The sequence below is a fragment of the Streptomyces sp. NRRL F-2580 genome (genome assembly GCF_000720115.1).
Taxonomy (GTDB): domain Bacteria; phylum Actinomycetota; class Actinomycetes; order Streptomycetales; family Streptomycetaceae; genus Streptomyces.
This window is the reverse complement of the sequence record NZ_JOIR01000065.1, coordinates 1-23,467: the sequence shown is the minus strand read 5'-3', so window position 1 is coordinate 23,467 and position 23,467 is coordinate 1. Positions and strand designations below refer to the sequence as shown.

Genomic DNA, 23,467 nt, shown 5'->3' with positions numbered 1-23,467 from the left:
GGCAAGATCAAGGACGTCAAGAACATGCCGGGCTGCAAGTTCTACCAGGGCACCGTCTACTGCGAGCACAAGCCCGAAAAGCCCGCCCCGGGCAAGGAGGCCCCGGGTACGGAGACCCCGACCACGGAGACCCCGGAGACGGAGACCCCGACCACGGAGACCCCGGAGACGGAGACCCCGGCCACGGACACCCCGGCCCCGGAGACGGAGACGGAGACCCCGGCCACGGACACCCCGGCCCCGGAGACGGAGACCCCGGCGACGGAGACCGGTGAGGCACCCGTGGAGGCCAGCGCGGCCGCTTCCGGCTGAGCCTGAGACCCGGCGACGTAGCTCCCCGTAGCTCCCCGTACCCGTACCGTCCACACAGTGAAGCGATACAGCTGATCAGCCCCTGTCAGGCCCGCCGGGCCCCAGGGGCTTCGGCCTGGAGATGGCCACGTGCGGTGGTTCCGGCGTCAGCCTCCAGGGCAGGTGAGAGCCATGACTGCTTCCGCTTCCTCACCCACCGCCGATGATCCGGCGCGCTACGTAGGTCTCGACGCCGGCGAGGCCGAGCGCCGGGCGCGAGCGCGCGGCTGGACAACTGTGCGCACGGTCCCGCCCGGCACGATCCTGACCATGGAGTACCTCGAAGGCAGGCTGAACCTCGAGGTCGAGGACGCCAAAGTACGAAGGGCCTGGAGCGGCTGACCTCATCCGTGCGGCCGCTGTCACACGACGTAGGCAGGACGGGGTCTTCCCCGTCTGGTGCCCGTCAGCCCTGCCGGGGCTGGTGCTGCTCGGGCAGCCGGCTCTCCGGGTGCGCCCACAGCAGTACGTTGCCGGGCCGCTCGTCGCGGAAGAAGTCGAGCACGTCCTGGTCCGAGTGCGCGGGCTGAAGTGGGCTCGTCGCCGCCGCGCACCCCGTGCAGCCGGCAGCCCGCGGCGAGCGAGAGGTCGTAGGCGGGGCCGTGGCTCAGTTCGGCGGAGGCCCGCAGGAAGGTCTCCACGTAGGGCGCCGACGCGGCGGGCAGGTGGATGAGCCGGATGCCAGGATGGTGTTGCCGATCTGTACGGTGATCGGGCCGGGGTGAACAGCGCAAGGTGGGGCGGGGCGGGGCGTTGACGGATCAGCAGACGGATTTGTGCAGGAACTGCGGGGAGCCGGTCGTCAAGAGCGGCGATCGCTGGTCACACGGTCGCCACGGCTTCGGCTACGACTTCGGCGGTTGGGGGCATGTGGGCTGCAGCGCCTACAGCTTCACCCTGCGGGGCGAGTGGGACACCCGTCTGACGAAGGCGGAGAAGGCCGGCCCCCGCACCAGGGGCCAGCTCGCGGGCAGGGAGGAGTTCCCCGCCTGGCCCGGGCTGCAGCGGCAGCGGGCAGAGGCCGAGCGCAAGGAGAAGGAAGCCGCTGCCCTCGCGGCCACCCGGTTCTCACCGCAGCTGGCCAAGGCCATCGAGGCCGCCGAAGCGGTGGTGGCGGACCCGGGAAGCGTCACCTTCCGCACACTGGAGCGTCGACGTCAGGCCGTGATCCTCGCCATGGAGCAGCAGGCTCGACGGGCCGCGGCCAAACAGGGCCACGCGGAGGCTGGCAGCGTCACCGCCGAGAACGAACTCCGTCGGCTCGTGCAACTGACCCAGGAGCTCTTGCGCTCCCTTCGCGCGGCAGAAGAACTCCTGGTACCGGCAGAGGCGTTCAAAGCGGCAGCGGCCCGCTACAGCGCCCGGATCGATCAGATCGCCACGGAGCGCTACGCCTCGCTGCCACGGGATGGAGACGGCGCCTACACCGAGCGCGTCGTGCTTCAGACCGCGCGCCGGCGCGCCGGACGCCGGTAAGAGGATGAGGGGATCAGGGGATCAACGGGGTTCCGCTTCTGTTTGCAGCGTGCGGGCTCGTTCGGCCGGGTCGTAGTCCGGTCCGACTCCTTCGATCAGCAGCAGGTCGCCTTCGATGTGGTCGGTCCGCAGGCGCAGGATGGCCCGGTAGGCGGGGGAGTCGTACCAGGCGCGGGCTTCGGCCAGGGTGGGGAACTCGATCAGCACCATGCTGCCGGGCCAGGTGCCCTCGACGACTTCGGCCGGCGGACCGTGGATGACGAAGCGGCCCGCGAAGGGGTCGAGGGTCGCCTGGATGCGCTGCAGGTACTCGATGACGTCGGAGTGATGGCGGCGGCTGCGGAGATGGGCGAAGCCGTAAGCGGGCACCACGGGCTCCTTCGTTGCGGGGGTGGGTGATGACCGCGAACGTAGCCGAAGGCGGTGGGGCGGTGCGATTACCCCGGAGGTAATCGCACCGCCTGCCGCCGCCCACCGCCTGCCTGCCGCCGCTCATCGCCTACCGCCTACCGCCTACCGTCTGCTGTCGGCCTGGCGGCGGCCCGGCCTCACTTCAGGTGCCGGTCGAAGAATCGGGCCCCGTCCTCCACCTCGAACCACGGGGTGCCGGTGTGCCCGCCCAGGTTGGCGTGCAGCGTCTTCTCCTTGGTGCCGAAGGCGTCGAACAGGTCCAGGGCCCGCTGCCGGGGGTTCCCTTCGTCGTCCCACTGCAGCAGGAACAGCAGCGGAACGGTGACCTGCCGGGCTTCCTCGCGCTGGGCGCGGGGCACGTAGCCCCCGGCGAAGAAGCCGGCGGCCGCGATGCGCGGCTCGACCGCCGCGAGGTGGATGCCGACGGCGGTCCACCCCGAGTACCCGACCGGGCCGTCGATCTCGGGCAGTGCGAGGAGGGCGTCCAGGGTGGTCCGCCATTCCGGGACCGCCTCTTCGACCAGCGGGCCGATGAAGGATTCGAAGATCTCGTCGACGGGTTCGCCGGCCTGCATCGCCCGGCGGAGGTCGGCGCGGGCCTGTTCGTCGGCGGCGGAACGGGGCCGGTCACCGCACCCGGCGGCGTCGATGGTGGCCACCGCGTAGCCGCACGCCGCGGTGTGCCGGGCCCGGGCCACCAGCCGGTCCGCCGACTTGGGCAGGCCGTTGTTGTGAGCCATCAGGACCAGTGGGGCCGGTGCGTCGGATTCCGGCGTCCACAGGGTGCCGGGGATCTCGCCGAGGGTGAACTCGCGTGCGAGGACGCCGTCGTCGAGGCGTTGCTCGGAAGTGAATCGCATGGTCGTGCCTTTCGGGAGTGCTGAAAACGGCGCTCCCGGACGACCTGCCTAGCGTCCGACCGTGACCCCGGAGGGGAGCACCCATGTCGATACTGCGTTCACGGGTACCACCTCCTCGTTCTCTCGCACGGCCTCCGGAAAAGTAGCAGCGGCCGCCGGGTCCGCCAAATGGTTTCTCGCGCGGGCGCTCTCGTCGCCGCCGGTCACCCGGGTGCGGGAGGCAGGGAGTGCACGCAGGTGTCAAGGAATTCTTGACAAGTAATCCGTGTCAAGGTTTCCTTGACGTATGTTGATCTTGAGATGGATGAAGGCCCGGAACCGCGACCTCTTTCCGGCCACCACGTCCACGGCGGCCGTACTGCCGCTCGCCGTGACCCTGCCCGCCTTGACGGCGATGCTCGGCGGCCGGCTCGGCGCCTTCGCCACCATCGCCCTGATCGTCGGGAGCCTCGTACTCATCGCCGGCACGGCCGCCCTGGCCGCCCGGGAGGCCCGTGACCGCGCCGAGCGGGCACGCCGCGACGCGGCGGTCCTCGACGCCCTCGAACCCCTCGCCGGACTGCGCCGATGACCGACGAGCCACTGCTCCACCCGGCGGAGACGGACCGGATCCGGGAAGGGATCGCCGCAGCCGTCCTCGGCGCCCCCGACGGACTGGCCGACTCGCTCGAACACGACGCCCACGGGTACCTGCGCCTGCTGGACGCCTCGCGCGTCGGCGCCGAGGAGGCCAGTCGCCTGCTGCGCGAGGCCGTCCAGGGCGCCAGATCCGCCGGCCACAGCTGGGACACGGTGGGACGCGTCCTGGGAGTGAGCCGCCAGGCCGCCCAGCAGCGCTTCGCGGGCAAGACCGCGGGGGCGGGTCCGTCCGCACCGCTCGCCGAGGGCCCGAACGCCCCGAAGCGCCGCACCCTCAGCGGGCTGACCGCGTTCGACGAGATGGCCGCCCTGGAGGAGGCCGGCCGCGACGGCTGGCACATGGTGGGCTACGGCCCCTTCTTCCACGAGGTGGAGGCCTCCGGCCACCCCTGGGAGCACTGCCGGGTCACCCTCCCCTCCGGTGCGCGCCACCGACGACTGGAAGTAGAAGGATGGATTCCGGTCGGGGCGGGATGGTTCCCGTGGCGGTACTACAAACGGCCCGTCGCCCCCGGCAGTTGAAAGCGGTGTGATGCCGCGGCCGCACCCGTCCCACCTGCGTCGGCGCCGCAGCTCAGGCTGAGGGAGGTGTCCTTGTTCCGGCTGCCGTTGACGTCGACTCCGCAACGGAGCCCCGGTGCGGTCCGAAGCCGCCCGCGGGGCAGGGCCGCCCGGCAGCGCGCACCCGTCGCCGCCGGAAAGCCGGGACACCCAGCAGCCCGAAGCCGAGGGCCGCCGCCGTGAGATGGCCGACGGTGGTGAAGTCCGGCAGCGGCCCGGTCCATTCGGCACCGCCCACAGGCCACGCGAGAACGAACACGGCCCAAGGCCGGCGGCCCCGGCGCGGCAGGGCGAGCGTGCCGATCGCCAGCACGGTCTGGGCGCCGTAACTGACCCCGTAGTCCAAGGACTGCCGCACGGCCGCCGGATACCAGCCGTGCCGCAGCGCGACGGTGATGACCACAGCGGTGAGCAGGGTGGCCGCGACATGCCCGCCGAGGAACACGGCCACGGCGCGCGGCTTTCCCCACCGGTGCTCCGCCCAGGCCAGGAAGCAGCACACACCGAGACCCAGGGTGATGAAGGTACCCACGAAGTCGGTTGAGGTGACCTCCGTGAGCGTGCCGTCGAAGAACAGCGCGCTGCCGAGCAGCGCGGACAACGGATGGTCCCGCAGGTTGTCCACATTGGTGCTCAGGTAGCCCAGCACCCCGGCCGCCCGATCGGCGGACAGCCCGTAACCGACCCAGGCATGGCCGGCCAGGAGCAGACAGACATAGGCGAGGGTCAGCGGCGCACGACGCGGGTACCCCCGCACGGCGCGCAGCGTCCTGCCCGGAAGACCCCACGGTGACGGAGAGTTCATACCGTGGCATTCTCCCGGCCGACCCGAAGGCGGGGACCGGCGGGTAACAGCAGCCATCCTCAGTACAGCGGGCCGGAGGGAAACCCGTGATCCGGCGGGAACGGATCGGGCAGGACGGGAGCCGGCCGGGCGGCGGCCGCCTGCGCCCGCCCGACGGCCAGACGCGCGGGCCACTCGGCCGCCCACATGATCGCGGCGGCCCCCGCCAACTGCCAGAAGCCGTCGGCGTCAAGACGCGGGTCCACGAACGCGAAGGCCGCGCAGATCAGCCACAACAGCAGGCAGTGGTAGGCGACGAGGACGATCGAGGCGACTCCCGGCACGGGCAGGGACAGCGTGATGCGCGGCAGCATGAAGAGGGACGCCACGGCACACAGGGCGATCACCTGCCGCCACCCCGGCGCGGAGTCGAGCCCTACGCCGTCCAGCACGAGCCAGGCGAGCGCGAGTCCAGCGGCATTGAGCAGTACGGCGGCCAGCGAGCGCGCGGCCGCGCGGCCGCCGCGTCGGCGGAACAGGGCGAAGAAGGTCCCCACGGTGGTGGCGACGGCCGCCACCAGCAGCCCCGAGACGAACACCGGCCACAGCCCCGTCAGGCGCGCCGACAGACCCACGGCGCCGCAGATCCGCACGCCGGCCCAGAGGGCGAGCGGATACACGGTGAGCAGGACCAGCAGGCCGACCAGGGTCTGCAGCACGCCGAGGAACATCAGACGACGCACCGGGGCGAAGAACTCCCGGTCCGACCCCCAGAGGCCGGGCTCCTGCGCGAGCAGCCCTTGGGCCCGTCGCAAGGACGGCCGCATCAGCAGACCCGTCAGGCTCGACACCGCCCCTACGCCCGCGCTCACGAAGGCGGCCATCACCCCCACCACGAGTACCTGCCGACCGGCCGAACCGGTCAGCCGGAAGTCGACGACCAACAGCGCGGCCACCGCCACGCCGGCAGCCACCGAAGCCAGTCGCAGCAAGACGCCGGCGCCCCGTCCCGTACGTCCGTGCCCGCGCCCGCCAGTGACCGTCATCAGCTCGCCCCCCCTCGTGAGTCGCGCCCCCGACAGAAGGCATGCCCGGTGGTTCGTCAAGGAAATCGGGCTGCGCCTGAGCGGGCCGGCCGGGCAGCACGGCGGTGGAACGCCTTCCCCACCCGCCCGGCGCCGAGCCGTCGTCAGTTCGGCGTGGCCGCACTTGCGCCTGCAGCGTGCGCAGGAGGTCGAAGGCACGACCGTCCACCGGGCGCCGGGTGTTGCCGAGGGCGATGACGGCGACCCGTTTCTCCGGGTCGAACCCCACGAAGGAGGAGAAGCCCCCCGTTCCCCCGTTGTGCCAGATCTGGAGGTGGCCGCCCTGCCGGGGGTGCAGACGGTGGGCCATCCAGCCGAGGTGCACCCAGGTGAAGGAGTTCCTGCGGTGCTCGAACGCACGGCTCAGGCGGATCGCCTCGTCGAGCCCCGCGGGCCCGCCGTCCAACTGGGCCCGTACGAACGCCACCAGGTCGCTCGCGGTCGAGTGCAGGCCGCCCGCTCCCACCAGGTCGGCGAGGTGCCACGGCGCGGCCGGCCGCCCCCGGCGCACGTGCCCCCGCGCGGAGCGCTCCGAGCGGCTGCCGTCCACCGTCACCACGGTGTCGCTCATGCCCAACGGGGCGCAGATCTCCCGGCTGACGAGGCTCTCGTACTCCGTGCCCGCCCGGCGGGCGAGGGCCAGCCCCAGCAGCCCGGCTCCGAGGTTGGAGTAGCGGAACCGCTTCCCCGGAGTGGCCCCCAGCCGGGTCCCGGCCAGCCCGGACAGCAGGACGTCGGCCGTGCAACCGGCGTACGGATCCGGCTTCGACGGGCGCAGCAGGGCCTGGAGCAGCATCCCCTTCGGCAGTCGCGGCAGGCCGGAGGTGTGGGTGGCCAGATGCCGCAGCAAGATCGGCCGCCCGTCCCGTGACGGAACGGCCGTCCCGGCGGGCAGCAGATCGCCGAGCGGCTCGTCCAGGGCCACCGTGCCGGCGGATGCCATACGCGTCAGCGCCAGGGCGGTGAACGCCTTGGTCACCGAGCCGATCTCGAACAGGGTGCCGGGGCCGGGGACACCCCCGTGGCCTGCGCCGGTGCTTCCGGCACCCCGTATCTCCACGACGTCGTCCGCCACCGCGGCCACCACCACGCCGACGTGCTGCCCGGCCAGCCGGTCCGCGGTCCGCTGGGCGAGCGTTGCGAGTTCTTGTGCCATGACGGACATCATCGCGGCCTCCCGCCGTGCGACAGGTGCGCCCTGATGATGATTTCCGGCCGTCGCCGCTGCGACCTCAGCGGTACGGCGAGACCGTGACGGACGTTGCTCCCGCGTCGCCAACGGCGCTAAACCACCGCGGGGTTATGCCCCAAAGGTGACTGTCTGCAGCCTGCGCTGTCTCCTAACCCTGCCAGTGCTCGCGTCCGAGGTGGATCAGGCGGAGCTGGGCGCGGGCCGTCGCGAGAACGGGGGACCAGTCCTCGCCGCGCAGGGAGGCGGCCAGGCACGCGGAGGCCGTCATGAACATGTGATCGACCAGCAGCCGGGACAGCATCGTCACATCGGCGGCCCCCCAGCCCGCGCTGAGCGGCTCGGCCACGAGGACGGCGCCGATCTCGGCCGCGAAGGCGTCGAGTTGTGCGGCGATGGCCTCGCGCACCGCCGCCACCCCGCCGTGCCGCTCCCGGACGAGGAAGCGGACGTGCGCCGGACGGCTGCGGACGAGTTCGGCGACGAGCCGCACCGCACCCTCGGAGCGCCGACCGGCATCGCCGCTCGACGCGAGGACGCCCCGTACGGTTGCGTGCAGGCTGGCCAGGGCCTCCTCGACGAGTACGGTCCCCAGCTCGTCCATGCCACGGAAGTGCCGGTAGAAGGCGGTGGGGGTGACCCCGGCGTGCCGGGCGACCTCCCGCAGACCGAGGGCCCCCAGACTCCGCTCCTCCAACTGGCTTAGGGCCGCATCGAGCAGCGCCCGCCGGGTACGGCGCCGCTGCGCCTCGCGGACACCGGTGTTCGCACTCATGAAAGGCAGTCAACCGCGTCACAGTCAACGGCCGCCAGCATGAGACGGACTGAACCGGGTATTCGGTGAACAACTGTTACCTGAAAGTAGGAGGAACTCCCGTGCTCTTCCTCGTAGGTGCACTCCTCATCCTGGGCATCATCCTCGGCACCGTGGCCCATGTGCCGGTGCCGGTCAGCGTGGCCGCCGGCCTGGTGATCACACTCTGGCTCGCCCTCTTCGCCGTACGCGAGCGCCTCTCCGGCCACCGTTCCGGGCGCCCCGACCACCGCCAGGGAGGTCTGTGATGAACCAGCCCACCGACGTCAAGACCCCGGCCGACGCACGCCCTCGTGCCCGCGGCCGCTACCGCGACGCCGACGTGATGGCCGTCACCGCGTTCGTCCTCGGCTTGGTCGGGCTCCTGGTGATGAACCTGCTCCTCGGCCCGATCGCCGTCGTCCTCGGCTCCCTCGCCCTGTGGCGGCAGACCACCAGGCCGGGCCGCGCCCGCCTGGGCATCGCCCTGGGCGTGGCCGACCTCGTGGTCCTCGCCTGCCTCGTCACCGCCGACGACACCTGGTCGTGGAGCCTGACCTGAGCCGAACCGGCCCGATCACCCCTGGAAGCACCGAGGGCGAGGCCGACGAGCCGTGGCGGGTGGCCGTACCGGTTGCAGAGGGGGGTGACTCGGGCGGCTCGCACCGCTCGGGAAGCGCCACGGCCCCGGGCCGGTGCTCGAAGGTGTCCCGGTTGTGCTTAGGCTCCAGCTTGGCCCGCCCTGCTCGGCGCGCCTTCTCGTGTACTCGCGCCCTGGGGGTTCTTCAGCATGTCCGCAGCTCCGGTCGATCCGCCGGCCCCGACCTCGCCCCCGCCTCCGTCCCCGTACGCTGCGCCCGGCGTGCAGGGCGATCGGCTCCGTGCGCCCGTGGGCCTGGCCATCGCCCTGGCCGTGCTGTTCTCGCTGGTCATCGGGCTCGCCGCGTACGCCGTGTACGCCGACTGGAACATGCGCACGCTCATGGAGCGCCTTCTCGCGGATCCCGCCACGGTCAGTGATGCCGAGCTCGACCGAGGCCAGAGACTGACCGGTCTGGTCGGCACGATCCAGGGCAACGCCCTGCTCGTGACGGGCATCGTCTTCATCGTCTGGTTCCACCGGGTGCGCACGAACGCCGAGGTCTTCGCACCGGGCGCGGACAAGCTCGCGCTGGGCTGGGCGATCGGCGCCTGGTTCGTACCGTTCGCCAACCTCTGGCTGCCGTACCGGATCGCCGTGACCACGTGGGGGTCGAGCACGCCCCTCGGGACCGACGGGGGATACCGGCGTTTCCCGTTGACCCTGGTCAACCTCTGGTGGGGCGCCTTCGCCCTGTCCCGGGTCCTGGGGTGGTACGGGGGCATGTCCTACAGCCGCGCCCAGAGCACCGACGCCGTGCGCGACGCGGCCACGACCATGCTGGCCGGTGACGTTCTCGACATCGCGGCAGCCCTCCTCGCGGTGCTCTTCGTGCGCAGGCTCACGGCCATGCAACACGCCAGGGCCGCCCAGCGGCCCGCCGTCGCAGCGGTGTAGCCGGGCGAGGGCCAGGCTCCGGTACCCGGTCACGGGACGGCCCGTCCTGGACATCGTCTGGGTCGGGTGGCAACGCCCTGCCCTCGGCCGCATCAAAGGGGTCAGCCGATGCGGACGGTGATCTCGGGGAGGGGCATGTCGGAAAGGTTCAGCTGGAGCCCGGCCAGGGTCAGGTAGGTCTGCGAGTCGGTCAAGGCGGAGGTGGTGGACGGCGCCTGGGTCTTCCCCCGCGTGCTCACCAGCAGGTGCCAGCCCCCGCGCTTGTAGCTGCGGGAGGCGTCGGGGCGGTCGCCGTTCGGGTTCAGCGTCCACCCCTGGCGCTCCAGGTCGGCGCAGATCGCGTTCATCTCCGACTGTGCGGCGCTCTTCTCGCGGACGGCCGTCCAGCCCGTCCTGTTCGAGTTGGCGCCGGCCGCGCCGATCGGGCGGCCCTGCGCCGGGTCGAGGCCCGCCGCGCTGACCGCGGCCCGGATCACCTCGTCCACGGCGTCCCGCGTGAGGGGCGGTGACGTGGACTCAGGCGTGGGCGCCACCGTGGATGCGGACGGCGTGGGCACGGGCGCGCCCAGGTGAATGCGCCCGCCGTCGTCTACCTGGATGTGGTCCGGCAGGACCACGGCGGCAAGACTCACGATCAAGGTCGCGGCCAGCCCGATCCACACCCTCTTCAACAGCGCGTCCAACGCGAAACTCCCCCCGAGTGATCATTCAGAAGGAGTCTCACACATACTGCTCGACGCCCGGCAGCCTGAGCCTGCCGTTCAACGTCCCGCCTGAACTCGCTCAGTACGAGTGGTCGAGTCGGTCCACGAGGAATCGAAGCTCGCGAGCTCGGCGCCGGGACATGCCGTGTATCACGGCATCCAGGAACTCCCGTGCCTCGAAGGGGCTGCCGCAGCATTGCCACACACCGCAGCCGCCGTAATCCTGCTCGCTCCAGAGGCTGCGGTACGGGCCCCGTACGAACTCTCGCCACATCGTCACGGACTCGGCCGTGACGCCAGGCCACAGGTAGTTCCGGCTCCTCTCGACCCTGGCAACCTCGGCAAGAGCAGCCGGGGACAGGCCGGCAATAGGGGGTTGACAGGTAAACCGGTGCCGCGGCCCCTGCTCGGCGCGGACACGCCGGGCCGTCTACGCGGCATGGGCCTTTCTGTAGAACGTCATGGGGTGATCCTGCCAGAGACGGTTGCGCCGTGACACCTGACATGCAGCTCAGTCCGTTCGTCACGGCGTCCTCGCGCGAGCGAGCGAGCGGGCGGGCGGGCGAGCGGGCGGGCGGGCGAGGCGGAGCTGAGCGGCTAAGCGGCACAGCTTCTCGAGGCTGGACGTCGAGGTGACGGGGACACCTCCCGCCAGGAGTACCTTGCCAGGCCCGACCGCGCGGCCCTGGCCCTGGGCCGGGCCGGCGAGGACCCGCTTGTGTGAGAGCCATGGCCAGAGTGTAGAAGCGTGCGGGTGAGCGGCTACCAGCCCCGAGCGCGTCGTGCGACGGGCCGAGCCGAGTGCTGTGGAGGTCACAAGCCGTGGGCGAGTGGGTGCAACGGTTCGTACAGCGGAAGTTCGGCGCCGCTGGGAAGCCGGAGTGCAGTCAGTTTGCCCCAGCGCTGTTCGCTGACCGGGCGGGTGATCTCGACGCCCTTGGCGCGGAATTCGCGGAGCTGGGAACCAAGGTCGTCGCACATCAGATAGAACTCGTGCCGGGGTGGGCCATCGGCAGGGTGTACGGCGACTTCGGCCGGAGGCAACTTGAAGATGAGCCAGCCGCCGCCCGCGTCGACCCCGGGGAAGCCGAGGACGTCACGGATGAAAGCACGGTCCGCCTCGACGTCCTGGCTGTAGAGGATGACATGCGCACCGCTGATCATGACTAGCCCCTGTCCATCAACGTGCTGACGGTCGCGTCCCCGGCATCCTGACACGCCAGGGTCGAGAAGTTCCTCGGCTGGCTTCGATGACACGGCGGCTGAGTTGAATGTCCGACGGACAGCGGGATCCGGGCTCGGTTCCGGACAGGTTGGGGCGGACCGCCCATCGGCCAGACGCTTCACCCTCAGGCCGATGGGCGGGAGGCTTGCGCCCGGACACGGCGGCGGCGAGCGGGATGCCTGGGGCATGGGACAGCACGTGCAGCTGCCGACGCCACAGGCCGGCCTCGGTCCATACCGTGAAGCGGCGATGCGCGGTGGCGGGCGACGTGCCGAACGTCGGCGGCAGGCAGATGCCGCCAGGCACAACCGCTGGTCAGCGCTTACACCACTGCCGTGAACGCGGCCCGCTCGTCACACGGAGCGGTCCCAGCCCCTTGCGGATGAGCAGCGAACGACGGCAGCAACGGGGCGGCCAGCTCCCAGAGTTCGTCAGGACCAGAGGCTTCGATGGATCAGCACCCACGTCCGGCATCGTGCCGCACGAACATCAAGTCACGTGAGACAACCTCTAAGCCTTGATGGGTGCGGCCGACCTGGCGGCCTGCTCGATCTTCGCGCAGTAGGCTGCACGGGCTTCCTCGTCGATCTGCCTCTCGTGTTCGGCGCGCAGCCCGGTCCGGCCGTCGAGGCCCTCGCGCAGAATGTCGGCGTGCCCGGCATGCCGGATGGACTCGCCGAGGACATGGACCATGATGGCGAACAGGTTCGTGTCGGCATGAGGCTCCGGCCACCACGGCACGTGGCCGGGGGCGTCGAGGGGAAGCTCGTTGATCGTCACGTCCGAGTGTTCCCACGTGCGCCGGTAGAACCCGATGATCTGATCGCGGGTCTCGTCCTCGGTCGCCCACAGATCGCTGCCGTTGGAGTCCTGCCACCGGGGCAGCGGTTCCGGGGAAGGGCGGTGGAAGACCTCGCCGAAGTACCTGGCCTCGACGGTGGCCACGTGTTTGACCAGGCCGAGGAGGTTGGTCCCGGTCGCTGTCAAAGGCCGGCGGGCGTCGTATTCGGACAAGCCGTCGAGTTTCCAGAGCAGCGCCTTGCGGTCCCGCCGCAGTCTCCCGTGCAGGTTGTCTTTCGCGAATTCATCGATCATGCGGCATGAGCCTGCCATGGGCTGCTCGTGGTCTCAAGATTCCGTACGTGGTCCGCAACGACGGGCAGAGTTGAGGCGTTTGTAGCAGCAGAGGGCGGCGGCGAGGCCGAAGGCCACGTCCGACTCCGCCCCGCGTCCGTCGGGCAGCTGTCCGTCGTCTACGCAGCCAATCGGGTCACCCGGCGGCCGTCCGTCCTGGCCATCGTCTGGCTCGGCGATTGATCGTGCGGCGGGCTGCTGCCGTCGGATCCGTTGCCCGGGGGCGGCGGTCTGAGCGCCGGCGCCGGGGGCTCGCCGGACGGCCCCGGGGGCCCCGGCCGGGGAGGAGGCCGGGGTGCGGGGTGTCCGGGTGCCGTACGGATCCGGGCGGCAGCCCGTCGTGCGGGCGGGCCTGCCCCCTGACGCCGGGGGGAGGGGGCGTCACAGGGGCGGGGCCCGCTCCGGAAGCCCCACCCCCCAAGGCGTGGCCTCCGACAAGTACGCGTCTGACCCGGCTGCCGCTCCTCAAACGCCCTTCGCTTCAGCAGTTCTGAGAGGACGTCACGTCCTGCCGCTCGGGGCCCGCGCGCGGAGCCACTTCATTGCTGTTCAGCGCGCGGAAGCGAGCTCCGGATGCCGTGTGACCCGGGCCGCCGCACGCTGGGGGATATGGCGGACCGGACGGAGATCGTGATCCATCCCGTGTCGCCGAAGGGCGGGCGCAAGGTCACCGTGCACGCCCTCGGCGTGGACATCCTCTCGACGGCCTGGACATCGGGGGCGAGGTGATGAGGACCTGTTCGCCCTGGCGGATGGCAGGGACCGGCGCCGGCTCGGCCCTCACACCCCCCCATGCAGGCGAAATGCCCAGTACTGAGTCGTATGCAACACCCTTCAGATCCGTACACGGGCCCGGGGCCCCGCCTGCAGGCCGGGATCCGGCGGCGTGACCTGACGAGTCGGCAGGGATCACGACTCCGTATCTGATTGGAAAGCGGAAGGGGAGAGTCCCTTTTGTGTGTTCAGGAGCCGGTAGCGTACGCGCGTTCGATCACATACACGTCCCCAAGGAACCCTCCATGGCCACGCCTCCCGCCCCGCAGACCCCCGAGCAGCCCGCCGCTCCCGGCACGTTCGACGCCCCCGTCGCGCCGTCCGAGCCCGCGAAGAAGAAGGGCGTCCTGGGGAAGAAGATCCTCGGCGTCGTCGTGGCGATCGCGGTCGTACTGTTCTGGCGCCTGGGCCTTCCCTACCTGACGGGCGAGGCCCCGGTGCACGCGGAGGCCGGCGACTGCGTCACCGTCACCGGCCCGGAGAACGACCCCAAGGTCGAGAGCAAGGGCTGCACCGAGAAGGTGGCCGACCTTTACAAGGTCGTCAAGGTCGTCGACAACACCTTCAACCTCGACAAGTGCGAGGGCGTGGCCGAGGTCGCTCTCGCGCAGCAGCTCGAGGCGGACAAGTTCGTCCTGTGCATGGAGCCCGTCAAGAACTGACGCCCCACACATGGCCGCCGGGTCCGGACCCGCCGGGTCCGGCCCCTGCGGCGTCCCGCAGGCTGTCAGGCGGTGCGCCCGTGCAGCGAGTCCAGCAGCGTGAGGTCGTCCCCGGACAGCCGCAGCGCCACGCCCATACGTTCGCCGCCAGGTGCTCCGGGTCGCCCGTGCGCGGGACTCCGCGAGCGCCACGCTCCCGTCATCGGCCGTACGCCTGGTGGCAGAGCGCGGCCACGGCGAGTTATCGGGCAGGGCGTGCGGTCTGCCCGAACCGGAAGTCCGGGCAGAGCGCACCCTCCACGCAGCGGACTCCGGCTCAGCAGCCGCCGCAGTTGTAGAACGTCACGTCCCAGTGGTTGCCCTCGTCGGCGTAGATGTTGCCGGCGCCGGACTTCCATTGCGGGGCGCCGTCGCCGCGCACCCCGATGTAGGTGAACGTGTTCTTGATGTAGTTCCCGACGCACGTGTACTTGCTGAAGTCGAGCTTGTAGCCGTTCCAGTGGGAGTAGGTGCCGCCGGCGTGGCCGGTCTCGGTGCCGCCGGTGATGTTCAGAGAGCAGCCGCTGGCGCTCTTGAGGGTCTGCGCGCCCTTCGCCGTGTCGAGGTTGAGCTGCTCGAAGGACGTACAGGTCGGGTTGTTGCGGTCCGAGCAGCCACCGGACGAGGACCAGGTGATCCCGGAGCCGCGGAACATCGAGGTCGCGGTGGCGTGGCTGATCTTGGTGGCCGCTTGGGCCTCGCCGGCGCCGATGCCGGGGGCGAAGAGCGCCCCGAGGACGAGGGCGAGGGCGATGAGGACGGAGCGGAGGGTGTTTCCTCGCGCGCGGGTCGGGGCGGTGTCGCCGGCCCGGGGGCCGGTGGGTACGTGGGGGGACTTCATGAGCTTTTTCCTCCTGGTGCGGATCGCGGGGGTGCGGAGCGGTGGACCAGCGGGTCTACCCGCGTCGACTCCGGGGCGCGGAAGGCCCCGGGGCGTGGCCCGGGGGAGATCACACGGCGGAGCGGAAGGCCGGCAGGTATCCGCCGGACTGGCCCGCGGCCGTGGGGTGGTAGCTGTTGGAGACGGGCACCGAGACGCTGTGCAGCCAGGCGTTGCCCGAGCAGATCTCGTGGCCGGTGAACTCGTCCACGACGCTGGAGTAGGAGAATCCCGCGTTGGCGGCCTGCTTCGCGAGCATCCCGTTGAGAGCGTCGCTGCCCCGGTTGATCGCCGCGCGTTCGGTCTCGCTCAGGCCGGCGACGCAATTGCCGTTCAGCTGGTAGAAGCGCGGGTAGCCGAGCACGACGACATGAGCCTGCGGCGCCTTGCTGCGGATGGTGCCGTAGAGGGACGAGAGGCTTCCGGGCAGGGTGTTGTTGATCTGTGCGATGGCGTTGTCCACCGCGCTCACGCACGTCGCCTCGCTCTGCAGGACGCAGGTCTGCATGACGTTCGCGAACCCGACGTCGTTGCCGCCGGCGGTGACGCTGACGAGCGTGGTGGAACTGTTGAGCGGGGCCAGCTGGCCGCTCTTGACCGTGCTGGTCGTCGCTCCCGAACAGGCGGTGAAGGAGAACGAGGCCGGGGCGTTGGCCGCCGCCCACAGGTACGGGTAGGCCTTGCTGCTGCGCTGGCAGCTGCCGCTGTCGGACAGGTAGCTTCCGGCGCCCACCCCTGAGGAGTAGGAGTCGCCGAGAGCGACGAAGCGCTCCCCGGCCGCCGGAGCGGCGGAGGCCTGCTGGGTCAGTCCCAGGGTCGCGGCCACCAGAGCCGACAGGACGGGCAGGACCCGTCTTAAGTTTGTCGCGCGCATGACAATTCACTCCTTGGCGTGTTGTGGGGAACAGGTTGTTGAAGAGTCACTCTTCTAGCAGTGAAGGACGCCCTTGCGATAGGCGTGTGAAACGCTTTGTTACCGGGCGCCCTGCCGAGGGCCGACGGCACCCCGCGTGCTCCCGGGGCAAATCCAACGCGGCCGTGCGCCGCGCCCCCATGACACCGGCAGCCTCACGCCACGCACGCTCCGCCGGAGACAGCAACCGCAGCTCGCTCTCCAGCAGTGCTGTGCCGCGGGTGTCCCGGTACCCAACCGCAGTGGTGGTTGGGCCCTTCCGGGCAGCATGCGCGTGCGGATGGCGCAGCGCCGCCCAGCACCCACCGGACTGGGACACGATCGGCGACAGGCCCCTGTACGAGGCGGACGTCGACCTCACCGGACCACTCGCGGACCGGACCGCGCACCTGTCCGTTGTCCGCGATGCTGCCGTGCCGCTGCCCGAACGGCTGGTCGCGCTCCTGGCCGAGACGACCGAGCAGCTGACCGCCACGGCCGCGGACGCGCTGCGGTTCTTGCCAGAGCAGCCTCGGGATGCTCCTGGTGTCGAGACCGGAACTCAGGGTGCTCAAGGTGCGGCAGAGGGACTGCACATGACGCCCTGCGGCTCGGCTGGGCGACCAATGCCGCGACGGACGGACAGGACTGGCGCACCCCGGGGCGTGCGGCAACCGCGTCACCCTGCCCGGATCAGCCGTCGGCGGTGCCGCCGGCCAGCAGCAGCTCCGCCAAGGGCGTTCGCGCGTGGTGCACCGAACGGCCTGTGCGCGTGGTGGTGAGCAGACCAGCGGCGCGTAGGGCCGAGGCGTGGGCTGAGGTCGTGGCATTGCTGACGCCGATGCGGCGGGCCAGTCCCGTGGTCGTACGTGCTTCGTCCAACAAGCGCAGGAGCGCGAGCCGGGTGCGCCCGAGGACTCCCGCGAGGGGCTCGCCCGCCTCGCCGCCGCTTTCCGGGACGAGCGGCAGCCCCCGGCCTGCCGGGTAGGTGAGCACCGTCGGGCAGTCCGGCAGGTGCTGAACGAGCGGGTCGCGACGCCAGTGGAATGTCGGGCGCAGGATCATTCCACGTCCCCCGAGGTGTATCTCCCGTACACCCCCGACGCCCGGCCTGGGCCATTCCCAGACTCCGTCGCGCAGCCGTGACCCCGGTGCCAGGTCGGTCAGGGTGGCGCCGAGGCCGTGTTCGGCGACGGCCAGGGCATGACGGGTGAACTCCGTCCGGTGCAGGTCCTGGACCAGGGGCCAGACCGGCGCGATCACCGTCTCGTGGGCCGCCCGCTGTGCCCGGCCGAGTGTCCGCCAGGCGCCGGCGCTCCCGCCGTGCAGGGCGCGGACCCACGGCGGGGCCGGCCGTCGCGCGTACACCTGCTCGATCCCGGCCCGCACGGACTCCGGGCGGGCGCCCCTGATCAGCGCTACCCCCTCGTCCAGCGTGTCGCCGAGGACGTCGAGGAAGGCGGGGGCGATCCCGTCCGGCACCAGGTCCGCGAGCGGTTCGACCACGCTCGGCAGGCGCCGCAGCAGGCTGTTCCGCCAGCGCCCGAACAGCAGTTCCTCGTGCCGGGCGCCCAGCATCATCAGGGCAGCGTGCAGCTCGGGTACCGGCGAAGGCCGCGGCGCGAACCGTACCCGGGCGAAATCGTCCGCCGTGAAATAGATCCGGATCACGCACATCTCCCTGTTCCACGCAACCCTTTCGGGCCTGGCCGCAAGCTTCGCCCCGGCACCGCGCCCGCCCCCAGGATGCCGTGCATGACCATTCCCTTCACGCCCGGCCGCCGTTCCTTCGCCAAGGGCGCCCTCGCCGGCGCCCTGTTCCTCGCAACGGCCGCCCCCGCCTCCGCGTCGGCTACTGGGCGCTCCGGCGCGCCCCTCCTCCGGCTGCCCGCACCCACCGGCCCGTACTCCGTCGGCGCCCGGGTCCTCCACCTCGTCGACCGCACCCGCAACGACCCGTGGCAGCCCGAGATCGGCGTACGCGAGCTCATGGTCACCATCCTGCGGCCCGCCGTGCCCGGCCCTGGCTTCCCGCGCGTTCCGCAGCTCACGCCCGGCGCCGCCGGAGAGTTTGCCTCCCTCGCCCACCTGGTCCGTCCGCACCTGCCGGCGACGGGGGTCGACTGGGCGGCAACCCTCACCCATGCCCGGGCCGGCGCCCCGCCGTTGCCCGGCCGGCGCCCCGTGCTGCTCTACAGCCCCGGCGGCGGCGACGCCCGCACGATGGGCAGCTCCCTGGCGATCGACCTCGCCTCATGCGGCTGGACCGTCGTCACCGTTGACCACCCCGGAGACGCGAGCGAGGTCGAGTTTCCCGACGAGCGGCCGGGACGCAACCGGATCCGGACGACCGTGCTGCGTCCGGACATGGACGCGGCGACCTTCCGAACCGTGATCGACACACGGGTCGCCGACCTCCGCTTCGTCCTCGACACCCTCGGGCTCGACCGGGTCGGGGTCTACGGGCACTCCGCAGGCGGCACCGCGGCCGCGCAGGCGCTCCACGAGGACCGGCGGATCTCCGCCGCCGTCAACCTGGAGGGGTACCTCGACCAGATGGACGGCGAACTGTTGCCGGTGGCCCGGCAGGGGACGGACCGGCCGCTGCTCCTGGCCGGCACCGACGGCTTCCGCAACGCCCGGCTGGACCGGTCCTGGGCAGCCCTCCTCGCTCACACGGGCCCCGTCACCCGGCGGCAACTCGACGACACCGCGCACTGGGTCTTCACCGACTATGCGGCCCTCGTCCCCCAGCTCCACAAGGCCGGCCTGATGACAGCTGCCGGACGCGCCGCCATGGTCGGCCGGGCAGACCCGCGCGTCACCGTGCCCGCCGTTCGCGACCTCGTACGGTCGTTCTTCGCCCGTCACCTGCCAGTGTGAGCGCGTCCCCTCCCGTAACAGATCGGCGAGGGGGTCACCGCGAAGGTGACACTGCCGTCATTTCCCGTGAACACCCAAAGTGCAGATGATCACTCAACACCGCCGGAACCGATGAACAAACGCTGTCGGTCGAACGGTTCCGGCTCACGTTCTGTGGTCGATCACGCTGCGCATCGCCCGCGTCTCATGCGCTCCCAGGATGCTTCACGAGATCGCGCGCCATACGCACGTTGGGCAACCTGTCTCGCCACAGCTCACGCTCACCCGTGAGCTGGAACCCGTGGCGCTCGCAGAACCGGACCGCGGCCCTGATGCGGTCGGCGAAGCGGCTGCTGGTGCCCAGCCGTGGGTGCATCGCGCGAGTTCGACGCCCTGCCCGCGCAGCCAGGCCCGCACGGCGATGGCGGCGCGGATGCCGGCTCGGGCGGTCGCGGCCTGGGTCAGGCTGAGCGGACGTTTCCCGAGCTCACCGGTTCGGCCCATTGTCCGTAACGGGCGGGCACCTCCGGGCGTTGTGGGGGACGTCGTCCGTGCCGTACCTCCCTGCGGCAGAGTGAGTTCAAGGAGATCTTGATGTTCCGTTTCGCCAAGGCCGTAGCCGTTACCGCCGCCGCTGGTGCCGTCCTGGCAGGTGGGGCCGGCATGGCCGCCGCCGATGCCACGGCAGAGGGCGCTGCCATCGGCTCCCCGGGTGTCCTGTCCGGCAACGTCGTCCAGGTGCCCATCCACATCCCGGTCAACCTCTGCGGCAACACCGTCAACATCGTCGGCTTCCTCAACCCCGCCTTCGGCAACACCTGCATCAACGACGGCGGCTCGGACGGGCACCACAAGGCCGACCACCACGGCAAGTTCTGACAGCACCAAGCCCTGGACCCGGCTCGCTCGTCGCGCCGGCATCTAGCGCCGGCACATCTAGCGCGCGTCATCTGAACCAGCCGCAGCGCACAGTCCGGTGTAGAACGGCCTCCCCTGATCCTCCAAGGGGAGGCCGTCGTTCTCATGACGGGGCCAGCTCGTGCAGCCAGCCCGCCAGCCCGCCAGCCCGCCAGCCCGGCAGGCCACAGGGGACCGGGTTCCGCTCCTCCCGGTCCGCGTGCCGGACCTCGGTCGCGTAGGGCGGCCCGGTGCTACTGCCGCCAGAGCGCTCTGGTCACCGGGCCTCGCCCGCGCACGCCCTATCGGCGCGGACTGCGCCCGACCATAGCCCCGGCCGGCCGGCACTCCGCAGCACAACCACAGCGTTCGACATCCTGTGTGACACGCGGGGGCTAGCGTTGACGCCCGACGCTGACACCGCCCCTCCCACGAGAACCCGCCCCGCGGATCCCTCTCCCGCCTCGCGTCCGGACGGCATCGATCCGTCCGGACGCGAGACGGTAGAGGAGATCGTGCGGGCGGTCCGCGACGGCAACGGCGCAGCCATCCGCACCCTGCTGGCCGGCCTGGCCGGCCTGTCCGCCGCCGCGGACACCGCCGCCCTGCCGCACCTGCGCGAGCGCCTGTACGCGACGCAGTGACCTGCGGCTGCGGTGGTCACGGCCGGCCGGGCAGCGATGCGGCGGCCGCCAGCTCTTCGGCGGCGCGGGTGATGAAGTGGCGGGTGTGCTCCGGGTTCAGAGCCTGGGCCTGGAGGTAGTCGTACATGGCACAGTAGCGCTGCACGTCGGATCGTTTCTCCAGGTAGAGGTCGCTGGTGAATCGTTCCAGATACACCGTCCCCGCCCCGGGGGCGTCTGGGAAGTCGAGGATGGAGAACTGTCCCGAGACGCCCGGATGGGCTCCCGCGCTGTGCGGGAGGACCTGCACGGTGATGTGCGGCTGCGCGCCGAGGCGGTTCAGGTACGTGAGCTGTTCGCGCATGATCTGCGGGCTGCCGACCACGCGGCGCAGTGCGGATTCGTCCAGTAGCACCCGTAAACGGAAGGGGCGGGCAGGGTGGTGGGCCCGGGACTGGCGGCGCAGCCGGACCTCATGGCGCACGGCGATCTGCTCGGGAGTGGCCTGAGGGATCGTTTCCTCGATGACGGCCTGGGCGTAGGCGGGTGTTTGCAGCAGGCCGGGGATCACCAGGGGCTCGTAGGCGCGGAGGGAGGAGGCTTCCGTCTCCAGGCCGATGTAGACGGCGTAGGGAACATCGCCGCAGGCGACCCACCAGCCCTGCCGCTCGGATTCCGTGGCCATCCGCATCAACGCATCGACGGCGTGCGGGTCGGTGACTCCGTAGAGGGCGCACAGGTCCCGCACATCGCGCGGCTTGATGGCGCGGCGGCCGTTCTCCAAGTGGCTGATCTTGGGCTGGGAGATCAACAGGCGTTCAGCCACCTGTGTACTGGTCAGGCCACGGGCCAGGCGGAGCCGGCGCAGCTCCGCGCCCAGCCGGCGTCGTCTGACGGTCGGGTTTCCGTTCACCGCCACGGGCGGTCTACCTCCGGCTCGGGACTGACTGCCAGCCACGGGAATTGCCGCGGCCGGGGCCCCGGGCGAACGCATTCGCCGCGCAGCGATGATCAAGGGAGCCCTGTCGGCGAGTGTCACGTGGCGCGAGTACGGGCGCGTGCACTGCGCGAGCGGATTTCACCCGGATGCCACGACCTTTCACCTATCTGGAAGCGAAGGACTGCGCTGGTCGGGTGCGCTGCGTGGTGCCATGGTGGGGGTAGCGGCTGTGACCGGGTGCCCTTGCGTCCGCGCACGGGGAGATGTCGGGCATGGCGACCGAGAGGGATGCCGCCCAGGCCAAGACGCCGGGGCAGCGTGTGGCCGACAGCCGCGCCATGAAGGTCGCCTCCCGGGTCGGGCTCTGCGCGCGGGGAGTGATCTACGTTCTGGTCGGTCTCCTCGCCGTGCGGATCGGTTTCGGCGGCGGCAGTGGCAAGGAGGCCGACCGGTCCGGGGCGGTGCGGACCATCGGCGAGCAGCCCTACGGCCAGGTGCTGCTGTGGGCGCTGGTGGTGGGGCTGGCGGCGATGGTGCTGTGGCGCCTTTCCGAGGCCGCCTTCGGGCAGGCGACGGAAGGCGGTGACAAGTGGACCCGGCGCCTGGGCTCCCTGGGGCTGGCCGTCTTCTACCTGGTGATCTGTATCGGCGTGGTGCAGACCGCGCTGGTCGGCGGGTCCGGCGGAACCCGCGCCGGTGACCAGGCGTCGAAGGACTACACCGCGCGCGTGCTGGAATGGCCCTATGGCCGGGTACTCGTCGGCGTGGTGATCGTGGTGCGCAGCCTGATGCGCAAGTTCGAGAAGAACCTCCGTACGGACCGGATGAGCCGGACGACGCGGCGCATCGTCGCGGCGCTGGGCATCATCGGCGGCGTCGCGTGCGGAGTGGTCGCGGTGGCGACGGCCTGTTCGCTCTCCTGGCCGCGGTGCGCTTCGACGCCGACGAGGCCAAGGGCCTGGATGAGACGTTGTTCGTTCGCGATACGCCGGCCGGGCCGGTGCTGCTGATCGCCGCGGCGGTGGGCCTTCTGCTGTTCGGTTTCTACTCGTTCTGCGAGGCCCGCTGGCGTAAAGCCCCTGAACACGACGCCTCGGCCGAGCAGTCGATCAGCCGCGATGCCGGCTGACCGTCCTGCTCGCGCCGCCCCCGCCCGTACCCTGCCGACCGCCCGTGCACACGGGCCCCGGGGATCAGCCACGGCGGTTAACCCGGCGATGCCCGCCTTGCGCCCTGCCCATGTCGCTGTCCTGGCAGAGACGAACTGCCGGGCAGCAGTACCCGCAGTACGCAGTACCCGCAGTTGCAGTTCGCAGGACGGTGCGGTGGTGGAGTTCCGAAGCCAGGGCTGTTGCATGACGGCGACGGGGCTGACGACCGGACCGGGTGGCCCGCAGTCATCAGGGGCCGCCGGAGCAGTACCGCAGTAAACGCAGTGGCAGTACCCGCAGTAAGTGCATTGCGCAGTACCCAGCAGTGAAGTAGTGAGCAGCACCTCGGTGAAGGCGTCGGCTGCGGGCGCGCGCACCGGGAAGTTCGGCAGTGGGGTTCTAAGCCAGAGCAGACGCAGGACGGGCAACGGGGCTGGCTGCCGAAGCGTGGCGCTTGGGTGAGGCCACGAGCAGTACAAGCAGTTCGCAGTAGAGCAATACAGCAGTACCGGCAGTACGCAGTACCAGCAGTACAAGTTCCCGTTTGGTAGGACCGAGGGAAGAACGGAGGAGCCGAGCACCATCAGGATCGCCCGGGCGGAAGTCGAGCCCGGGTGCCGCAGGACATCGATAGTGAGGTGGTCTCCGGTCACGCATCCGCGATCCCCGCACCCCCGACAGCATCTCGGTCGGGTCTGCGGACACAGAAGGCCGGCGCAGTACTGAGGCCGGCAGATGGTGTAGCAGTTCCTTCGGGGCCCTGGTGTCGTACGCACCAGGGCCCCTCCCCGCGTTCCGACCCCTTTTCCCCACCTGTTTCGCAGTGAGGTGCGATGACAGCAGACGATTCGTTCGGCCGTCTCGACGACGACGGCTACCCCGCCTACACCATGGGCCGAGCGGCAGACATGCTCGGCACCACCCAGGGCTTCCTCCGTGCCCTCGGAGAGGCCCGCCTGATCACCCCGCTCCGCTCCGAGGGCGGCCACCGCCGCTAC

28 protein-coding genes and 1 pseudogene are annotated in these 23,467 nt (G+C 71.0%); 15 read left to right on the top strand and 14 right to left on the bottom strand.

Annotated elements, in window-relative coordinates; all coding sequences use genetic code 11:
• The 3 genes from IF88_RS47045 to IF88_RS46175 form a co-directional block, all read left to right on the top strand.
• Positions 1-312 (top strand): hypothetical protein (locus IF88_RS47045; RefSeq protein ID WP_030723642.1); only part of this gene is annotated, 312 nt, incomplete at its 5' end.
• A gap of 171 nt (positions 313-483) precedes the next feature.
• Positions 484-693, top strand: coding sequence for an I78 family peptidase inhibitor (locus IF88_RS0138150; RefSeq protein WP_030723641.1), 210 nt, complete (start codon positions 484-486; stop codon positions 691-693).
• Between the two features lie 411 nt (positions 694-1,104).
• On the top strand, positions 1,105-1,827 hold the full coding sequence (locus IF88_RS46175; RefSeq protein WP_158754862.1) for a hypothetical protein: 723 nt from the start codon (positions 1,105-1,107) through the stop codon (positions 1,825-1,827).
• A gap of 21 nt (positions 1,828-1,848) precedes the next feature.
• On the opposite strand, the gene IF88_RS0138135 is transcribed toward IF88_RS46175, so the two are convergent.
• Together IF88_RS0138135 and IF88_RS0138130 are read right to left on the bottom strand one after the other, a co-directional pair.
• Complete coding sequence (locus IF88_RS0138135; protein ID WP_030723638.1) at positions 1,849-2,196, bottom strand: DUF1330 domain-containing protein; 348 nt, start codon at positions 2,194-2,196, stop codon at positions 1,849-1,851.
• A gap of 179 nt (positions 2,197-2,375) precedes the next feature.
• Positions 2,376-3,098 (bottom strand): dienelactone hydrolase family protein, encoded by a 723-nt coding sequence (locus IF88_RS0138130; RefSeq protein ID WP_030723636.1) that lies wholly within the window; start codon positions 3,096-3,098, stop codon positions 2,376-2,378.
• 286 nt (positions 3,099-3,384) lie between these two features.
• Here IF88_RS0138130 and IF88_RS41605 point away from each other — a divergent pair, with 286 nt between their 5' ends.
• On the top strand, positions 3,385-3,669 hold the full coding sequence (locus IF88_RS41605) for a hypothetical protein (protein ID WP_158754858.1): 285 nt from the start codon (positions 3,385-3,387) through the stop codon (positions 3,667-3,669).
• A complete protein-coding gene (locus IF88_RS0138120; RefSeq protein ID WP_051838277.1) occupies positions 3,666-4,259 on the top strand; it encodes a hypothetical protein in 594 nt (197 codons plus the stop codon). Before IF88_RS41605 ends, IF88_RS0138120 begins: the two co-directional genes overlap by 4 nt.
• 52 nt (positions 4,260-4,311) lie before the next feature.
• Here the strand turns inward: IF88_RS0138120 and IF88_RS0138115 are convergent, their stop codons facing one another.
• The 4 genes and pseudogenes from IF88_RS0138115 to IF88_RS0138100 all read right to left on the bottom strand — a co-directional run bounded on the left by IF88_RS0138115 (position 4,312) and on the right by IF88_RS0138100 (position 8,131).
• Positions 4,312-5,055, bottom strand: coding sequence for a rhomboid-like protein (locus IF88_RS0138115; protein WP_199808200.1), 744 nt, complete (start codon positions 5,053-5,055; stop codon positions 4,312-4,314).
• 107 nt (positions 5,056-5,162) lie between these two features.
• The gene (locus tag IF88_RS48830) at positions 5,163-6,056 is read right to left on the bottom strand and encodes a hypothetical protein (RefSeq protein WP_234323857.1); all 894 of its coding nucleotides are present in this window, start codon (positions 6,054-6,056) and stop codon (positions 5,163-5,165) included.
• Between the two features lie 307 nt (positions 6,057-6,363).
• Positions 6,364-7,323 (bottom strand): annotated as a pseudogene (locus tag IF88_RS49770) (serine hydrolase domain-containing protein); the annotation flags it as partial.
• A 184-nt stretch (positions 7,324-7,507) separates the two neighbouring features.
• Positions 7,508-8,131 carry a TetR family transcriptional regulator gene (locus IF88_RS0138100; RefSeq protein WP_030723626.1) on the bottom strand — a complete coding sequence of 208 codons (624 nt, stop codon included), beginning with the start codon at positions 8,129-8,131 and terminating at the stop codon, positions 7,508-7,510.
• A 101-nt stretch (positions 8,132-8,232) separates the two neighbouring features.
• Here IF88_RS0138100 and IF88_RS41600 point away from each other — a divergent pair, with 101 nt between their 5' ends.
• The 3 genes from IF88_RS41600 (at position 8,233) to IF88_RS0138085 (ending at position 9,686) form a co-directional block, all read left to right on the top strand.
• Positions 8,233-8,418, top strand: coding sequence for a hypothetical protein (locus IF88_RS41600; RefSeq protein ID WP_037808578.1), 186 nt, complete (start codon positions 8,233-8,235; stop codon positions 8,416-8,418).
• Positions 8,418-8,711 carry a DUF4190 domain-containing protein gene (locus IF88_RS0138090; protein ID WP_030723624.1) on the top strand — a complete coding sequence of 98 codons (294 nt, stop codon included), beginning with the start codon at positions 8,418-8,420 and terminating at the stop codon, positions 8,709-8,711. Before IF88_RS41600 ends, IF88_RS0138090 begins: the two co-directional genes overlap by 1 nt.
• Before the next feature lie 300 nt (positions 8,712-9,011).
• The gene (locus IF88_RS0138085) at positions 9,012-9,686 is read left to right on the top strand and encodes a DUF4328 domain-containing protein (RefSeq protein WP_030723622.1); all 675 of its coding nucleotides are present in this window, start codon (positions 9,012-9,014) and stop codon (positions 9,684-9,686) included.
• Positions 9,687-9,787: 101 nt separating this feature from the next.
• Here IF88_RS0138085 and IF88_RS0138080 read toward each other — a convergent pair whose 3' ends face one another.
• From IF88_RS0138080 to IF88_RS0138065, 4 genes are all read right to left on the bottom strand, one after another.
• Complete coding sequence (locus IF88_RS0138080) at positions 9,788-10,369, bottom strand: hypothetical protein (protein ID WP_030723615.1); 582 nt, start codon at positions 10,367-10,369, stop codon at positions 9,788-9,790.
• A 100-nt stretch (positions 10,370-10,469) separates the two neighbouring features.
• Entirely contained in the window at positions 10,470-10,664 is a 195-nt protein-coding gene (locus IF88_RS41595) for a hypothetical protein (RefSeq protein WP_037808589.1), read from the bottom strand.
• Positions 10,665-11,203: 539 nt separating this feature from the next.
• Positions 11,204-11,554 carry a VOC family protein gene (locus IF88_RS0138070; RefSeq protein ID WP_030723611.1) on the bottom strand — a complete coding sequence of 117 codons (351 nt, stop codon included), beginning with the start codon at positions 11,552-11,554 and terminating at the stop codon, positions 11,204-11,206.
• 571 nt (positions 11,555-12,125) lie between these two features.
• Positions 12,126-12,710, bottom strand: coding sequence for a DinB family protein (locus IF88_RS0138065; RefSeq protein ID WP_030723609.1), 585 nt, complete (start codon positions 12,708-12,710; stop codon positions 12,126-12,128).
• 1,058 nt (positions 12,711-13,768) lie between these two features.
• Between IF88_RS0138065 and IF88_RS0138055 the strand changes: the two genes are divergently transcribed.
• Positions 13,769-14,185 (top strand): LppU/SCO3897 family protein, encoded by a 417-nt coding sequence (locus tag IF88_RS0138055; RefSeq protein ID WP_030723607.1) that lies wholly within the window; start codon positions 13,769-13,771, stop codon positions 14,183-14,185.
• Between the two features lie 316 nt (positions 14,186-14,501).
• On the opposite strand, the gene IF88_RS0138050 is transcribed toward IF88_RS0138055, so the two are convergent.
• The 3 genes from IF88_RS0138050 to IF88_RS0138040 form a co-directional block, all read right to left on the bottom strand.
• Complete coding sequence (locus tag IF88_RS0138050; protein ID WP_051838274.1) at positions 14,502-15,065, bottom strand: hypothetical protein; 564 nt, start codon at positions 15,063-15,065, stop codon at positions 14,502-14,504.
• A gap of 109 nt (positions 15,066-15,174) precedes the next feature.
• A complete protein-coding gene (locus IF88_RS0138045) occupies positions 15,175-15,978 on the bottom strand; it encodes an SGNH/GDSL hydrolase family protein (protein WP_030723603.1) in 804 nt (267 codons plus the stop codon).
• A gap of 711 nt (positions 15,979-16,689) precedes the next feature.
• A complete protein-coding gene (locus IF88_RS0138040; protein ID WP_030723601.1) occupies positions 16,690-17,673 on the bottom strand; it encodes an ArsR/SmtB family transcription factor in 984 nt (327 codons plus the stop codon).
• A gap of 78 nt (positions 17,674-17,751) precedes the next feature.
• Here IF88_RS0138040 and IF88_RS0138035 point away from each other — a divergent pair, with 78 nt between their 5' ends.
• The 3 genes from IF88_RS0138035 (at position 17,752) to IF88_RS49240 (ending at position 20,399) form a co-directional block, all read left to right on the top strand.
• Positions 17,752-18,879, top strand: coding sequence for an alpha/beta fold hydrolase (locus IF88_RS0138035; protein WP_051838272.1), 1,128 nt, complete (start codon positions 17,752-17,754; stop codon positions 18,877-18,879).
• 573 nt (positions 18,880-19,452) lie between these two features.
• On the top strand, positions 19,453-19,737 hold the full coding sequence (locus tag IF88_RS0138025) for a chaplin (protein ID WP_030723597.1): 285 nt from the start codon (positions 19,453-19,455) through the stop codon (positions 19,735-19,737).
• A 533-nt stretch (positions 19,738-20,270) separates the two neighbouring features.
• Entirely contained in the window at positions 20,271-20,399 is a 129-nt protein-coding gene (locus tag IF88_RS49240; RefSeq protein WP_267884556.1) for a hypothetical protein, read from the top strand.
• A 16-nt stretch (positions 20,400-20,415) separates the two neighbouring features.
• On the opposite strand, the gene IF88_RS0138015 is transcribed toward IF88_RS49240, so the two are convergent.
• The gene (locus tag IF88_RS0138015; protein WP_030723595.1) at positions 20,416-21,297 is read right to left on the bottom strand and encodes a helix-turn-helix domain-containing protein; all 882 of its coding nucleotides are present in this window, start codon (positions 21,295-21,297) and stop codon (positions 20,416-20,418) included.
• A gap of 293 nt (positions 21,298-21,590) precedes the next feature.
• On the opposite strand from IF88_RS0138015, the gene IF88_RS41590 reads away from it, so the two are divergent.
• The 3 genes from IF88_RS41590 to IF88_RS0138005 all read left to right on the top strand — a co-directional run.
• Positions 21,591-22,328, top strand: a complete 738-nt coding sequence (locus IF88_RS41590) for a DUF1206 domain-containing protein (RefSeq protein WP_324617237.1) — start codon at positions 21,591-21,593, stop codon at positions 22,326-22,328.
• Complete coding sequence (locus IF88_RS49765; RefSeq protein WP_420711034.1) at positions 22,319-22,447, top strand: hypothetical protein; 129 nt, start codon at positions 22,319-22,321, stop codon at positions 22,445-22,447. Before IF88_RS41590 ends, IF88_RS49765 begins: the two co-directional genes overlap by 10 nt.
• 855 nt (positions 22,448-23,302) lie before the next feature.
• Positions 23,303-23,467: MerR family DNA-binding transcriptional regulator (locus IF88_RS0138005; RefSeq protein WP_030723643.1), on the top strand; the 165-nt coding region annotated here is incomplete at its 3' end.